Origin of the sequence: Myxococcus eversor (assembly GCF_010894455.1) — a bacterium.
GTDB classification, from domain to species: Bacteria; Myxococcota; Myxococcia; order Myxococcales; family Myxococcaceae; genus Myxococcus; species Myxococcus eversor.
In genome coordinates this window covers 382,447-397,141 of sequence record NZ_JAAIXY010000008.1, presented here as the reverse complement: position 1 = coordinate 397,141, position 14,695 = coordinate 382,447, and the positions used below count along the sequence as shown (strand labels likewise).

General features: G+C 69.1%; 14 protein-coding genes. 5 read left to right on the top strand and 9 right to left on the bottom strand.

Annotated elements, in window-relative coordinates; all coding sequences use genetic code 11:
• Window positions 1-178 precede the first annotated feature (178 nt).
• The 3 genes from G4D83_RS19000 (at window position 179) to G4D83_RS18990 (ending at window position 2,815) form a co-directional block, all read left to right on the top strand.
• Complete coding sequence (locus G4D83_RS19000; protein WP_163866182.1) at window positions 179-1,681, top strand: HAD-IG family 5'-nucleotidase; 1,503 nt, start codon at window positions 179-181, stop codon at window positions 1,679-1,681.
• A 128-nt stretch (window positions 1,682-1,809) separates the two neighbouring features.
• The gene (locus G4D83_RS18995; protein ID WP_163866181.1) at window positions 1,810-2,301 is read left to right on the top strand and encodes a hypothetical protein; all 492 of its coding nucleotides are present in this window, start codon (window positions 1,810-1,812) and stop codon (window positions 2,299-2,301) included.
• A 211-nt stretch (window positions 2,302-2,512) separates the two neighbouring features.
• On the top strand, window positions 2,513-2,815 hold the full coding sequence (locus G4D83_RS18990) for a hypothetical protein (protein ID WP_163866180.1): 303 nt from the start codon (window positions 2,513-2,515) through the stop codon (window positions 2,813-2,815).
• A gap of 82 nt (window positions 2,816-2,897) precedes the next feature.
• Here G4D83_RS18990 and G4D83_RS18985 read toward each other — a convergent pair whose 3' ends face one another.
• The 4 genes from G4D83_RS18985 to G4D83_RS18970 form a co-directional block, all read right to left on the bottom strand.
• Window positions 2,898-3,578: a DUF1361 domain-containing protein gene (locus tag G4D83_RS18985; RefSeq protein WP_240356416.1), complete on the bottom strand. Its 681-nt coding sequence runs from the start codon at window positions 3,576-3,578 to the stop codon at window positions 2,898-2,900.
• Between the two features lie 171 nt (window positions 3,579-3,749).
• Window positions 3,750-4,160: a hypothetical protein gene (locus tag G4D83_RS46205; protein WP_217911831.1), complete on the bottom strand. Its 411-nt coding sequence runs from the start codon at window positions 4,158-4,160 to the stop codon at window positions 3,750-3,752.
• A gap of 580 nt (window positions 4,161-4,740) precedes the next feature.
• Window positions 4,741-5,865, bottom strand: coding sequence for a DNA topoisomerase IV subunit B family protein (locus tag G4D83_RS18975; RefSeq protein ID WP_240356415.1), 1,125 nt, complete (start codon window positions 5,863-5,865; stop codon window positions 4,741-4,743).
• A 75-nt stretch (window positions 5,866-5,940) separates the two neighbouring features.
• Complete coding sequence (locus G4D83_RS18970; protein WP_240356414.1) at window positions 5,941-7,065, bottom strand: S1 family peptidase; 1,125 nt, start codon at window positions 7,063-7,065, stop codon at window positions 5,941-5,943.
• 366 nt (window positions 7,066-7,431) lie between these two features.
• Here G4D83_RS18970 and G4D83_RS18965 point away from each other — a divergent pair, with 366 nt between their 5' ends.
• Window positions 7,432-7,938, top strand: coding sequence for a GNAT family N-acetyltransferase (locus tag G4D83_RS18965; protein ID WP_163866177.1), 507 nt, complete (start codon window positions 7,432-7,434; stop codon window positions 7,936-7,938).
• Between the two features lie 10 nt (window positions 7,939-7,948).
• Here G4D83_RS18965 and G4D83_RS18960 read toward each other — a convergent pair whose 3' ends face one another.
• The 4 genes from G4D83_RS18960 to G4D83_RS18945 form a co-directional block, all read right to left on the bottom strand.
• Window positions 7,949-8,512 (bottom strand): hypothetical protein, encoded by a 564-nt coding sequence (locus G4D83_RS18960; protein ID WP_163866176.1) that lies wholly within the window; start codon window positions 8,510-8,512, stop codon window positions 7,949-7,951.
• A gap of 12 nt (window positions 8,513-8,524) precedes the next feature.
• Window positions 8,525-8,908, bottom strand: a complete 384-nt coding sequence (locus tag G4D83_RS18955; protein WP_163866175.1) for a hypothetical protein — start codon at window positions 8,906-8,908, stop codon at window positions 8,525-8,527.
• A 3-nt stretch (window positions 8,909-8,911) separates the two neighbouring features.
• Window positions 8,912-9,802: a hypothetical protein gene (locus tag G4D83_RS18950; protein WP_163866174.1), complete on the bottom strand. Its 891-nt coding sequence runs from the start codon at window positions 9,800-9,802 to the stop codon at window positions 8,912-8,914.
• A 165-nt stretch (window positions 9,803-9,967) separates the two neighbouring features.
• On the bottom strand, window positions 9,968-10,777 hold the full coding sequence (locus G4D83_RS18945; protein ID WP_205522657.1) for a CheR family methyltransferase: 810 nt from the start codon (window positions 10,775-10,777) through the stop codon (window positions 9,968-9,970).
• 169 nt (window positions 10,778-10,946) lie between these two features.
• On the opposite strand from G4D83_RS18945, the gene G4D83_RS18940 reads away from it, so the two are divergent.
• Window positions 10,947-13,037: a M3 family metallopeptidase gene (locus G4D83_RS18940; protein WP_205522656.1), complete on the top strand. Its 2,091-nt coding sequence runs from the start codon at window positions 10,947-10,949 to the stop codon at window positions 13,035-13,037.
• Window positions 13,038-13,068: 31 nt separating this feature from the next.
• Here the strand turns inward: G4D83_RS18940 and G4D83_RS18935 are convergent, their stop codons facing one another.
• On the bottom strand, window positions 13,069-14,571 hold the full coding sequence (locus G4D83_RS18935; RefSeq protein ID WP_240356413.1) for a R3H domain-containing nucleic acid-binding protein: 1,503 nt from the start codon (window positions 14,569-14,571) through the stop codon (window positions 13,069-13,071).
• Window positions 14,572-14,695: the final 124 nt, after the last annotated feature.

Below are 14,695 nucleotides of genomic sequence, written 5' to 3'. Positions count from 1 at the left end.
TCCAGGAGAACCTGACTTCGACCACTCATTGCCGGAGAGTGAGCAATGGGCCACGAAGCGGCCCCGAGTCATACGTCACCGCGTGGCAAGGGGCGGCGTGGACCTTGTGCGTGGCAGGCGACGAGGCCGAAGACAGGCATCGACTTTTGGCGCGGGACGGGGCAAGCCAGGGAGTCATATGCGCTCGCAAACTCCCGGTCCCCCGCCCGAGCGGGGCTTGTTCTGCAACCGCACCCTCAACCTGCGCGCCATCAAGGCCGTGGGCTACGACATGGACTACACGCTCATCCACTACCGCGTGGAAGCGTGGGAACGCCGCGCCTACGAGCACATCCGTGACAGGCTCGTCGCGCAGGGCTGGCCCGTGGGTGACCTCCAGTTCGACCCGGCGCTCGCCATCCGGGGGCTCATCATCGACACGGAGAAGGGCAACCTGCTCAAGGCCAACCGCTTCGGCTTCGTGAAGAAGGCCCTGCACGGCACGCGCTCCATGGACTTCATCACCCAGCGCGACGAGTACTCCCACACCGTCATCGACCTGCACGAGCGCCGCTGGGTGTTCCTCAACACGCTCTTCTCGCTGTCGGAGGCGTGTCTGTACTCGCAGCTGGTGGACCGGCTGGACGCGGGCCAGTTGCCCGGGCCCATGGGCTACGCGGACCTCTACGAGCATGTGCGGAAGAACCTGGACGCCACGCACATGCAGGGGCAGTTGAAGGCGGAAATCATCGCCGACCCGGAGCGCTACGTCCTGGACGACCCGGAGACGCCGCTGGCGCTGCTGGACCAGAAGAACGCGGGCAAGAAGCTGCTGCTCATCACCAACAGCGAGTGGGCCTACACCGAGCCCATGATGCACTTCGCCTTCGACAAGCACCTGCCCGACGGCATGACGTGGCGGCAGCTGTTCGACGTGGTGATTGTGTCCGCGCGCAAGCCGGAGTTCTTCACCACCCGCTCCGCGCTCTTCGAGGTGGTGGAGACCCAAGGCGAGGCGCTGCTGCGTCCGCACTCCTCCGGCCCCTTCAAGTCCGGCACGCCGTACTTCGGCGGCAGCGCGCTGGAGCTGGAGCGCCACCTGGGCATGAGCGGCGACGAGATTCTCTACGTCGGCGACCACATGTTCGGCGACGTGCACGTGTCCAAGAGCGCGCTGCGCTGGCGCACGGCGCTCATCCTCCGCGAGCTGGAGGACGAGGTGCGCGCCATCGCCGCCTTCCGCCCCACCGAGGCGCGGCTGGGCGAGCGCATGGTGCTCAAGGAGAAGCTGGAGTGGGAGAGCTGCCAGCTGCGCCTGGAGCTGCAGCGGCGCCGCGCGAACTACGGGCCCCGGACGGATGCGCTCACGGAGTCGGAGCTGGTGGCCCGGCTGGGCGAGCTGCGCGAGTCCCTGGAGGGCCTGGACACGGAGCTGGGCCCCATGGCCCGCGCCGCCACCGAGCTGTCCAATCCCATCTGGGGCCTGCTCACCCGCGCGGGCAATGACAAGAGCCACCTGGCCCGCCAGGTGGAGCGGTACGCGGACATCTACACGTCGCGCGTGTCCAACTTCCTGTTCGCCACCCCCTTCGTCTACCTGCGCAGCCCCCGGGGCAGCCTGCCGCACGACCCCAGCCTCCCCGGCGGCACCCCCGTCTTCCCCGCCCCCGATACCGGCGGAGGCATGGCGGAGGCCGAGTAACCGGCCCCGCAAGCGAGCCTGGGCTTGCCTGCCTGCTCTGGGTAGGCAACCCAGGTCCGCGAAATTACTGGATTTTCGTTCAGTACCCCAGACAGAGGGGCAAGCAGGCATTTCCCCTCTGAAAGGCCATGTCAGACCCCCCAGCTAAGAGTTGGGGGGTGAGCCACTCGAACCAGAACAGCTCCTCAACGCGCGTGCTCGAGCAGCGGAACCTGCTCGGAGGGATGGACCTCAAGCCCGTGCTCGGCGGTGGAGGGCGCAAGCGCGCCCGCAGCTTCCATGTCGCCACGGAGAAACGGGTGGGCTTCGCCGCGGCGCTGGCGCTGGTGGTGGCGCATGGCCGCGAGAAGGCCAAGGAGATTGGCGTCACGTCGCTCAAGCAGTGCCCGCGCTGCGACCACGTGGGCCCCACGGAGCAGGACTTCGGCTACCGCATCATGAGCGGCGAGCGCCGGCCCCAGTCCTGGTGCCGGGGTTGCCGGGGTCAGCACCGGGAGGCCGAGGCCAGCGAGTCCACGCAGACGACCAGCGTCTCGCACGGCGAGGTGGGCTGGCTGTTCCCGCCCGAGAGCACGACGAGCACCCGCCCGCCCCGGCGTGGCAAGCGCTCGTCGACGTGAAGCGGGTGGAGTGAAGAACCTTTCCGCCGAGGGCCTTGGGGCTCCAGGCTCCGGGTCGACCCCGTGGCCGGGCCCTCTCCCTCGGGGGAGAACGCCGAGCGGCCGGGCGGTCCCCCGAGTACGGAGCACGGAGCACAGCCCCTGCTCCTGTCCCTGGAGGGAGTTGGAAAAGCCGTGGCGCCGTCCTTACCTCACCAGGGAAGGAGGCATCATGGCCGTTCGGACCAAAATGGCGGGAGTGAAGAACAAGCGACGGGTGGCTTCGGCGGACGAAGCCCAGCCCAACGTCCAGGCCAGCAACGGGCGCAAGACGCTGCCCCGGGATGAGGCGGCCGCGCTGCGCCGCACGAAGAACCTGTCGCGAGTGACGCTCGGCCCCGCGGCGGAGACGCATGAGCCCAAGAGCAACACCCGGCGCCGCACGTCGCTGAACGGGCGCAAGAAGGCGCCCAGCGAGATGGCCATCAAGCATCGGGGCGGACCGCGCAAGCGCGCGCGCCTCCACGGCGGCTGACACGTCAGCCAGGGCCCTTCGCAACCACCTGCGCCGCCCCGTCCGGAACTCCGGGCGCGGGCGGTGTCGTCGTTTCAGGGGCTCAGCCCGTGACGCGCTGGCGGCGCAGGCGGGTGACGAAGGCCTCGAAGGCGACGTAGGACAGGGGCAGCAGCAGGGCGAAGGAGACGGTGAGGCCCGTCAGGTAGGGGAAGGACAGGGGCTCGCGCAGGTGGGCACCGATGGACGCGAAGAGGCTCCCCGGGTGCGTGAGCACGTGCCAGCTGTTCCACCGCTCCACGCGGCCCAGGTAGATGCCGTAGCCGCACAGGGGCGAGGTGACTCCAACGAAGGTCCAGGCGCTGCGCCGGCCCCAGCGCTCCTCCAGCCACTGCTTCCAGATCTCCAGCGAGAGCAGGCCGAGCATCCACCCGGTGGCGGCGAACAGGGCGAGCAGGGCCGCGTCGAACCAGAGCGGGATGCCGGGCCGCTGGTGCAGGTGGATGAAGTCGGTGAGCAGGTAGGGCGCATTGGGGAACAGCGCGAGCCAGCCGGCGGCGAGCGGCGCCAGCACCCAGCCGCGTCCATGGCCCCGCACCATGAGGACCCGCGCGAGCAGGGCGAGGACATAGGGCGCCCAGGCGAGGAACAGGTTCCACGCGAGGAAGGCGAAGCTGGCGTGCTCGCTCCAGTCGAGGCGGATGGCCAGCAGGCACGCCGCGAGGACGGTGCACAGCACCGCGGGCAGCAGGCCATGGCGACGCGACACGGACAGCAAGGACATGGGAGGGGACATGGCGTGCGGTGGCGGTGCCGCGCCCCGTGGCCCGGTGGCCACGGTGGACGGCGCGAAGTGTGGATGTTGCTTCGGGTGCCTGACATCGGAAGCCCGTGCACGGAAGGTTGAGCAAGGCGCGGGCCAGTGTGGACGTGAGTCCCGACGACCACACGGAGCTCACGGGCCCGGAGGCCAGAGCGCGCTGACGCTCGGGTCATCTGGCAGATAGACGACCCAGATTCCTTCTCCCGGGCGACGCTGGAGGTCCAGGACATGCGGCGACGGCATGGCACCGTGCAGCAGTTCTCCGTGCACGGTGAAGACGTACTCGAGTCGCACCACGCTGCCTGCCTTCACGCCAGGGACGAAGTCTCGCTCCACCCGGGTGAGCTCCGCCGCGGCGGGCAGGCCCCAGCGCAGCGCATGCAATCGCTGGCGTTGCTCGCGCCGGAGCGCCGGGGGCCAGGCCGTGCGCCGCAGCAACATCCCCAGCCCTCCGAGGATGACGGCCGGCACACCCAAGGGCCTCAGGTAGGCCACCGCCACTGGCACCATCAACAGACCCACGGTGAGCAGGAATGTGCCCAACGCGTGCCTCGAGCTGCTCGCCGGACGCCACACGGCCTGGCGCTGCGCCCGGGTGAGTGCGCGCGGTGGCAAGGGTGGCGGCGCGCCTCGGGCCGCGCGCAGGACTTCCGACAGCGAGCCTCCGCAGACCGAGCAGCGCTCGTCAGGCCCTATCAGGACGACGTGCGCACATGAGGGACAGACCCAACGGGCATCCACGGACTCCCGCGTCGGCTGGCCACGTCGTTGCACAACGGAGCATGGGAGCACCACCCCGTGCTCTCGCGCAACCGGGCCAGGGGCTGAACCCGCTGCGTACCTCGGATGCCGCCGTCAGGACCCGCGGCGCATTGTCGTCACTTTGAACTGAGCGCGCCCGGCAGAAAAAGTCCTACACGCTCATCAATGACGGTTCGAGTCCGTCCACCTCCACTTGCTTATGGGGGTGACGCCGCGGGTGCGGCACCTGACTCTTAATCAGACCCCAATGGCTTGTTCACTCGGGCGCGCTCAAGCCTCCCCTTCCTGATGTCACCTCATCCCACGGACGACCCACCACTTCGGTGCGGGCTCGGGCGTCGCCGGGGACTCGAGCCGTGACTCAGCTCCGAGGCACTCCCGACAACGCCAGCACCCGTGACTCCAGTTCCGGGTGATTCGCGAGCGCCTGCTCCACCCAGGCCGAGACGAGCTGGGAGACGTCGGCCTTCGCCTCCGGATTCGCGAGCTCCTCCTGCGTGGGCCCGTGCCATACGGTGTGAGGCACGACGAGTTCCACCACCGCCGTGAGGTGTCGCAGCAACGCCGCATCCGTGAAGGACAGCTCGTCCTGTCCGGGACCACGGGCCTTCATCCTGGCACGCAGGGCCTTGCGCAAGCCGAGCACGAGCCCGTCATGGTGCGTGCCATCACGTGTGCACGGGCGCAGATTCGCCCACGACTTCACCCCCTGGCCGAGGGCTTCGCCCCACTGAAGCGCGAGCCGCACCCGCGTCGTACCCGCCTGCCCCTCGAAGCTCCAGGGCGCGTGGATGGGTCGAGAGGACTCGGAGAGCTCGGCGCAATAGTCCGGGAGTCCCCGCTCGCGGTGGTAGCGCTCGTCCAACCCTGAGGCTTCGTCACGGAGCCGCCAGGTGATGCCCGCGTGAAAAGCCGAGAACGACGCAAGGGTCTTCCTCAACCACTCCAAGGGGAAGCGGTGAGGCTGTTTGAAGATCGTGGCGTCCGGAGTGAACGAGATGTGGAGGCCACTCTCCGAGGAAGACGACCCCGCGACCGCATGGGGCTCGCTTTCGGCAAGCCCTTCGCGGAAGCGCTGACACCAGCGCTGCCCTCCTGCCCAGGCAGTGACTTCGAGCGGAGAGGCGAGCGCGTTGATGAGTCCCAGGTCCACGTAGGGAACCGAGAAGACGACGCCTCGGGGCATTCCAGGCTGCGCATCCGTATCGATTTTGAAGTCCACGAACGTGAGCCACCGCCCGACCTCCGCGATGGGCGACGCACCGGAAGGCAGGGGGCACGGCCAGCCATCAAAGGAAATCCCGCAGGAACCATCCGCGCCCAGGGACACGGAGACCTCCCGCACGCGGCCTTCCCTGGCCGCGATGATTCCCAGCAAGAGGAGGGACTCAACAAGCCGGGACAGGCCGTATTCTTCCGTGCTGCCGATGTACATCGCGGGCCGCCGGCGGATGGCCTGACGTAATTCCTCTCCACTGGTAAGCATGTCCGGACAATACCAGACACGAACCCAGGACTCAGCCGTTCATCGCTCTTCGGCCGCGATTTTCGAGGGCCGAAATCAACGCCGCCTCTTGACTCCCGCCAGCGTCAGCACCCCGAAAATCACGAGGCCGGGAGCACTGGAACAGCCACCCTCCGAGGCCTCGTCCGGTGCCTCGGGCTCGGGGTCTGGAGGCGGTGGTGCGCAGGGTGTGAAGCAACGACAAGCATCGTCTCCCTCCGACTCCAACCGGGCGCAGACACCTCCCGCTCCGCACGCGGAATCCTCGGTGCAGGTCGCACCGAAAGCACCCTCTCGAAGCGCGGGCAGCAAGCACCGACCTGGGGCTCCCTCCGTCGTGACGCAGGTGAGTCCAGAGGGGCACTCTGCGTCCTCTTCGCAGGCTTCACGGCACAGCGCCTCGGGCGCGAGCGTGGACACAGGAGCGGGTGGTGTGCTGGCGAGAAACGGAAGGATGAAGTCCTCCAGCAGCGCGTCCACTCGCACGTTCACGGCCTCGGCACGACAAGCCACGTCACCGCTCACGGTGAGCCCGACGAGGACTCCGTCGCTCGCGAGCACGGGGCCTCCGCTGTCACCCACGCAACTCATGCCTGGTGCTGGGCCTGCTCGAAAGGCCGCGGGCTCCACGCTCGCAATCTGAAGCACTCCCTGACGTCGACGACCCGACGGCGCATTCACGTCCTTTGTGTCGCCATAGCCCACGGCCCGCACGCGCGCGCCCTCGGCCAAGGCCACGTGGGCATCCGGAAGAGCTACAGGCGTGACCTCGACTGGAGCCGCGAGCCGCAGCAGCGCCGCGTCGTAGGCATGGGTGCTCGGCACATAGCGCGGATGGATGACCGCTCGAGATACTCGGAGGAAACGACCAGCGCCATCTGGCGTCGGCGACACCACCGTTCCGAAGAACACCTCGTGCGCGCCCTCCGTTCCGAACAGGTCCAGACAGTGCGCCGCCGTCAGCACCACATCCGGCGCGATGAGCACTCCGGAGCAGAGCAGCATCGGTGACTCCCCACTGCACCGGGTCCGGCGAGCGACCAGTGCCACCGTGGCGACATCATCGGGCGCGTCCGTGCCCTGGACGATGGGATGTGACACCTGCCCTGGCATGGCGAGTGTCGCTCCGTGCTCGTCCGCGACGGGTGCACAGGAGACCAGTCCCATCAGCACCCCGAACACGAGATATCTCGCGATGCGAAGTGAGGACCCGCCACGTGGCCCGCTCCGAAGAGGGGCGCGAAAGCGCATGCCAGGGACAGCGGTCATGACTCGCTCCGGGGCAATCGTCCGCCAGCGGAGATTCGGTGCGAATGCCCGCCAAGCGTCAGACCGTACACGATGACCTCGCTGGCGTAAGACAGTCCTTCGTCCAGCGGTCCCTCGGTGGTTTGCTCACGGGCGAGGCTCATTGGCCAGACCCCGCGCCCACCCACGAGGCACCTGTTCCGTCCGGCATCATGACTGAAAGCCTCCCGCACCTGGCATGGGGACTCGCCCTTCGCCGCTGACGGGCCACTTCACCGAAGCCCAGCCCAAGGAACACCGATGCCCTTGTCGATTCGACCCGAGACGCCCGCCGACAGCGCCACCATCGAACGGCTCACCACCGCCGCGTTCCAGGACGCACCCCACACGAGCCACACCGAGCAGTTCATCGTCAACGCGCTCCGACGGGCCGGCGTGCTGTCCGTGTCCCTGGTCGCGGAGGATGACGGGGTCATCGTCGGCCATGTCGCGCTCTCTCCCGTCCACCTCTCGTCCGGAGAGCCAGGCTGGTACGGCCTGGGCCCCATCTCCGTGCTGCCCGACCGCCAGGGCCAGGGCATCGGCGCCCGGCTCATGACGTCGGCGCTGGCCGAGCTGCGGAACCTCGGCGCCTCGGGCTGTGTGCTGCTCGGCGACCCGGCCTTCTACCAGCGCTTCGGCTTCCTGCCTCGACCCGGCCTGGTGCTGCCCGACGTGCCCGCCGAGTACTTCCAGGCGGTCTCCTTCACCGGACACTGGCCCGTCGCACAGGTGACCTATCACGACGCGTTCAACGCGACGGAGTGAGCAGGGCACCTCACGGCGCCGGACGTCCTTCCCGAGCAGCCTCCTCCGCCGCCGCTTCGGTCAGCGTGCGAACCTCCTCACGCAGCTTCACCAGCCGGACCCGGTGACGCTGGAGGAGCGTCTCCACCTGGCGCACGCGCTCCGGGTCACCCCGCGCATCCACGGTGTCCCGCTCGTGCTCCAGCCGCTCCACCTCGCGCCCCAGCAGCGTGGTGATGTGCGTCGTCTTCTCCAGCTTCCACTGCGCCGTCTGGGGCAGCTCCGGCTGAAGCTCGTCATTCATTTGCGGCGGGGGATTCGCCACCTCCGGCTCCGGCGCCACATCCCCGGGCCGCAGGGCCACCACGGTGGCGTCACGTGGGGCCGCCTCGGACTCCGGCGGGGACTCGGGGGCCTGTGCCACCGCCGCCACGGCGCGAGCGGGCGGGGGCGGTGACGGCGGCGCGGAGGCCGCCTCCACCACCTCGGGGGCACCAGGAGCCTCCGACGGGGGCGCGGGCCACAGCAGGCCCAGCGTCAAGGCCACGCCGAGCGCCACTCCCGCCGCCAGCATCAGTCGGTTCCGACTCTTCATCGCTCGCCCTCGTCAGAAGCGGACGCGCCAGCCACCGGCGTGACGCTCCACGCGCAACAACCACGGCTCCTTGCTGACCTCGCCGTCACGCGCGATTCGCGCCCGCACCAGCACCGCGTCCGCATCCCTGCCATCCAACTTGGACTCGACGATACCGACCAGCGACAGGCCGTGCTCGTGCATCTCCCGCACGGCCTCCTCGCACGGACGCATGCTCCCCCCGGTGGCCAGCAGCGGTCCCAGCACCGCGCAGTCCTCCGAGGGGAGCGCCTCGAAGAAGCGCCGCACCGTCTCCTCCGCGGCCTCCGTCTTCGAGGCCGTGGACGAACACGCGAGCAGGGCCCACACGGCGGCCCCGCTCACCCACACGCCCCTGCTTCCACGACGAATGCCCATGTCTCAGTAGCAGTTGGAGGCGAACAGCTCGTCGTCCGTGGCGGACACGAACTGGTCATCACACCAGGCGCTCGCCAGCACGTGGCCGTTGCGCACGCAACCGTCGTGGTTCGTGGCATCCAGCGTGTACTGGGTGTCACCACCGCACCCGCCGCCGCAGCGGCCGAAGCAGTTGCCCATCACCTTGGGGCGCGACCAGTGGTCAGGCTCGCCGCACAGCCAGGTGCTCCCGCTCATGTAGAACTCGTCGCCGCCGCACGACGTGTGGTCGCCGAGCTGGGCGATCTGCTGGTTGCCCGCGAAGTTGAAGTTGCCCTTGTTGCAGTCGTGCTTCGCGTACGAGTACCAGTTGTAGACGCCCCCGCAGCTCCCCGTGTTCTTGCCGTTGCAGCGCGCATAGCTGCACAGCATGGTGTAGCCACGGCCCTGCTCGCCCATCACCGTGCGCTGGAGCTCCACGGTGGACGGGTGCTGCGCCCACAGGCCCACCGCGCGGCGCAGATACATCGCCTCCGGAGCCGCCGCGTCACCCGTGGGGAGCTCGGCGCTCAGCGCGTCGTAGAACGCCGACAAGAGCTCCCGGTCCGCGTCCGTCAACTGCGTGTCGGCGGCGCCCTCGTCCGCGAAGCCATCCATCGTGGACACGCCACTGGCCGGGTCCAGCAGACCGGCGAGCGTCATCCCGCGCAGCCGCACCTCCAGGCTGTACACACCGGGCTCCACCTCGCGCGCGGAGAACGAAACCTCGCCTCCGTCCCGAGCGAAGGTGCCTCGCGTGTCGCCCGTCTCGGCGGACAGCGACAGCCCCTCCTGCCTGGGCTGAGAAGGCTCACCGCCCGAACCACCACAGGCCCACAGCATCAACGTCGCGACCGCACAGAGCACCTTGCGCATACCGTTGCATTCCCTCCGGCCAGGGGACTCGGCCCCGAAAGACAAGCGGTGGTACCGGGCGCCCCGCTCTCACTCAAGGCCGGGTGCGTCACGTTTTCCTCGACTCGCACGACCCGTGTGAAACATGAACCATGTCTCACGGGTGAGCAGAGACCCGGCCCTGTTTCACCGCGCACCCGGGACACGGAAGATGGGCAGCGTGCCGGCGACCCGCTCCAGCTCCACGCCTCCGTCCGGCAGTGACTCCCTCGTACCGACGACGAGCAATCCCCCGGGCGCGAGCCGGGACACGAGCCCCGCGAGCACCTCGCGCTGGAGCGACGGCGCGAAGTACGTGAAGGCGACGTTGCGACACAGGATGAGGTGGAACGGCCCCGGCGGCATGCGGGCCCGCAAGTCTTCGTGGAGGAAAATGAGACCCTCACGGTACTCGGGGGTGAGACATGGCTCGACGGCGGGGCCGGAGAAGACGCGGGGCCGCCAGTCCGTGGGCAGTTCGCGCAGGGTGCCCTGCGGGTAGCAACCGCGTCGGGCGCGGGCGAGCAGGGCCGCGTCCGCCTCCGTGGCGAGCAGCTCCAGCCGGGCCTGGGGAAAGCGCGGCAGGAGGCCCAGGCGGAAGAGGATGCTCACCGTGTAGGGCTCCTCGCCGGACGCACAGCCCGCGCTCCAGACGCGGAGCACGGGGGAGGATTGGAGCAGCGCGGGGAGCAGCTCGTCCCTCAGTGCATCGAAGACGCGTGCGTCGCGGTAGAAGCGGGAGATGGTGACGCGACAGAGCGCGTCCAGCACCGCCCACTCCTCCGGGTCCGACTCCAGCCGGTCGCGATACTCGGCGACGCGCACGAGCCCCAGCTCCTGGAGCCTCCGCCCCATGCGCTTGCAGACCTGCCCGCGCACCCGGTGAAACCCCTCCAGGCGCAATCGCAGCCGGGGCGCGGCCCACCGCAACAGCTCCCTGCAGTCGTCGTCCTTCAACGCGTGCTCCCGTTCACACCCGGCCCCTTCACCCTCTCCGTATACCTCCTGCCCTCGCTGACAGGTCCACCAAGAGAACGTCCGGCGCGCCGGGGGACAGGCGAGCGAAGCAGGCCGGGATGTGGCATGACGCTCGGACGTTTGCGATGGAACCCGGAGGAATCTGCCCTTGAAGAGACTGACTGCGCTCACCCTGACGGCGGCCCTGGCGGCGGCCGGCTGTACGCATGGCTCCGCGGCCACCGAGCCGACCACCCCTCCCGAGCAGGCCACCGCGCCCGCCGCGCCCACGCCGGAGGCCGCTGCTCCCGCCGCCCAGCCGATTCCCCCGCCCCGCACGGCCGACGTGCTCGCCGGCACCGCGGAGGCCTTCACCGCCGCGTGCACCGCCGACATCGAGCGGGCCCAGGCGCAGGTCACCGCGCTGAAGAAGCTGGACGCGCGCAAGGACGGCAAGGCCGTGCTCGCGGCGTATGACGAGGCGACGGGCTCGCTCATCTCCGCGGCCAACCGCTCCAGCCTCGCCCGCGAGGTCCATCCCCTGCCGGCGTTCCGCGACTCCGCCCGCGAGTGCGAGCAGCGCGTGGACACCACCAACGTGGAGATTTCGCAGGACCGCGGCGTCTATGACGCCCTGTCCGCCGTGGACCTGTCGCAGGCGGACGGGCCGACGAAGTACTGGATGGAGCGCACGCTGCTCGACTTCCGCCGCGCCGGCGTGGACCGCGATGACGCCACGCGCGCGAAGGTGAAGTCGCTGAACGAGGAGCTGCTCAAGCTGGGCCAGCAGTTCGGCAAGAACATCGCCGAGGGCGTGCGTCAGGTGTCCCTCACGCCGAAGGAGCTGGACGGGCTGCCCGCGGACTACGTGAAGTCGCACCCGGTGGGGAAGGACGGCAAGGTGGTCATCACGACCAACTACCCGGACTACTTCCCCTTCATGACGTACGCGAAGGACGGCAAGGCGCGCGAGAAGCTGTGGCGCACCTACCGCCAGCGCGCGTTCCCGGCCAACCAGGAGGTGCTGTCGCAGCTCATCTCCAAGCGCTACGAGCTGGCCACGCTGCTGGGCTATCCGAGCTGGGCCGCGTACACCACCGAGACGAAGATGACGCGCACGCAGCAGGCGGCGTCGGAGTTCATCGACCGGCTGGCGGCGGCCACCCAGGCCCGCGCGAAGCAGGAGTTCGCGGACCTGCTGGCGCGCAAGAAGAAGGACGTCCCGAGCGCCAAGACGCTGGAGCCGTGGGACCAGGACTACTACGAGGACCGGCTGCGCGCGGAGCGCTTCGGGTTCGACTCGCAGGAGGTGCGGCCCTATCTGGAGTACGGCCGGGTGAAGGCGGGGGTGATGGACATCACCTCGCGCATCTGGGGGATTGAGTACCGCCGCGCCGACGACGCGAAGGTGTGGCACCCGGAGGTGGAGGCCTACGACGTGCTCGAAGGCGGCACGCTCCTGGGCCGCATCTACCTGGACATGCACCCGCGCGACGACAAGTACAAGCACGCGGCGCAGTTCGACCTGGCGTCGGGTCAGGCCGGCAAGCGGCTGCCGGAGGGCACCCTGGTGTGCAACTTCGCGCGCCCCGGCGAGCTGATGACGCATGACGAGGTGGAGACGTTCTTCCACGAGTTCGGCCACCTGCTGCACGCGGTGTTCTCCGGCAAGCAGCAGTGGAGCGGAATCACCGGCATCCGCACGGAGTGGGACTTCGTGGAGACCCCGTCGATGCTGCTCCAGCAGTGGGCGGGCAATCCCCAGGTGCTCAAGGAGTTCGCCAAGCACTACCAGACGGGCGCGGCGATTCCGGCGGAGATGGTGCAGAAGCTGAACGCGTCGAAGGAGTTCGGCAAGGGCCTGTGGGCGCGGCGGCAGTTGTTCCTGTCCGCGGTGAGCCTGGACTACTACTCGCGCAAGCCGGGCTTCGACACGACGACGGCGCTGGTGGAGCAGCAGACGAAGCTCAGCCCGTTCAAGCACGAGCACCGCCCGGGCACACACTTCGAGTTGGCCTTCGGGCACCTGGATGGGTACTCGGCCGCGTATTACACGTACCTGTGGTCCTCGGTCATCGCGAAGGACCTGGAGACGGAGTTCCAGAAGAAGGGCTACCTGGACCGTGAGACGGCGATGAAGTACCGCCGCACCGTGCTGGAGCCGGGTGGCTCCAAGCCCGCCGCGGAGCTGGTGAAGGACTTCCTCGGTCGCGACTACGGCTTCGACGCGTACCGCGCCTACGTGGACGCGGCGAAGTAGCCTCGCGTGTTGCTCCTGGGGAGCCCGTGACTCACGGGCTCCCCTCGTCGTCTTCCTTCGCGAGCGCGGCGTCGAGCTCCGCGCCCAGCGGGTAGATGACCAGGTGCCGCGAGGGCTCGCTGCCGTGGCTCACCGCCTCCAGCGGGTAGCGGCTCACCAGGCGGTGCTGGAGCTTGCGCACCCGGGACTGGCGCGGCGCCAGGGTCACCGAGACACCTTCGCTCAAGGCCCGCTGCACCGCGTGCTCGGCCTCCGTGACGGCGTCGCGGACCTCGTCCTCGTCCACGCCTTCCAGCACGTTGAAGAACGCCTTCAATGCGCGACGCAGCTCCGTGGAGCTGGCGCGCTTCACCGCCTCCACGCGCGCGCCTGTCTTCGCGACCACCCGCCGCATCCTCGGGTCGTTCGCGCGAGAGCGCAGCGTCACCACCAGGTCCGCGGACTCCAGCCGGCTCACCAGCCGGACCTCCACGGGTATCTCGCGCAGCACCCGGAGCAGCAAGTCGCGGTTCACTCCGTGGGGATAGAGGCGCGTGAGCCCCTTGGGCTCCTCTGCGGGCCAGGCGTCGGGGGACTCGTCGACGCGTCGTGCGGAGAAGCGCGTCGACCGTGTCGCGGGAGGCATCGAGGGAGTGCCTGTGTCCCGAGACTCGGGCGAGCCGGCAGGCTCGGGATTTGTCCCTGGCTCCGAGACAACAGGCCGCGCGTGTTCTTCGGCATCCGCTTCCGTGGTCAGAACAAGCGGCTCGACTTCTTGCTCCGCTGCGACAGGAGCCCTCGACTCATTCAGGCCGTCACTTGAGTTCGACGGGGGCATGGCTCGCACACCACCGGGCCTCGTGATGCCCATCAACGAGGGCCGCTCCGCTCCCGCGCCCTGCCCCACCGGACGCCTCACCATCGGGCCGCGTCCCATTTCCACGGGAGGCAACGCCTTCGCCGGCTCCACCTCCACGCGGCCCGTCACCGCGTCCTGCCTTCGCCGCTCGCCGCCCACGTCCTTGACCGCCAGCAATCGGTCCACCGCCTCCGCCGTGTCGGCGTGCACGCGCACCTCGTCGCGGCTCACCATCTCCACCACGATGTCGAACGTGGGCGGCGCCTTGCGCTCGCTCACCGTCTTCTGCGTGCGCCGACGCCGGGCCTCGTCGTCGCTCAGCGTGACCGTATGAACCCCGCCCACGAGGTCCGACAACGTGGGGTTCAGCACCAGGTTCTCCAGCGTGTTGCCGTGCGCCGTCGCCACCAACTGCACGCCGCGCTCCGCAATCGTCCGCGCCGCCGACGCCTCCGCCGACGTCCCAATCTCATCCACGATGATGGCCTCGGGCATGTGGTTCTCCACCGCCTCGATCATCACGTCGTGCTGCCGGTCCGGCCTGGACACCTGCATCCGCCGCGCACCCCCAATCCCCGGATGCGGCACGTCCCCGTCCCCGCCAATCTCGTTCGACGTGTCCACCACCATCACCCGCTTGCCCAAATCATCAGCGAGCACCCGCGCCACCTCGCGCAGCTTCGTCGTCTTCCCCACTCCGGGCCGCCCCAGCAGCAATAGATTTCGTCCCGAGCCGATGAGGTCCTTTAGACCGGGGCGTGCTGCGGCTGTCGGGCGCCTATCCGGCCGGCAACTTCAACGAGGTGCTCGCCCAGGTCCA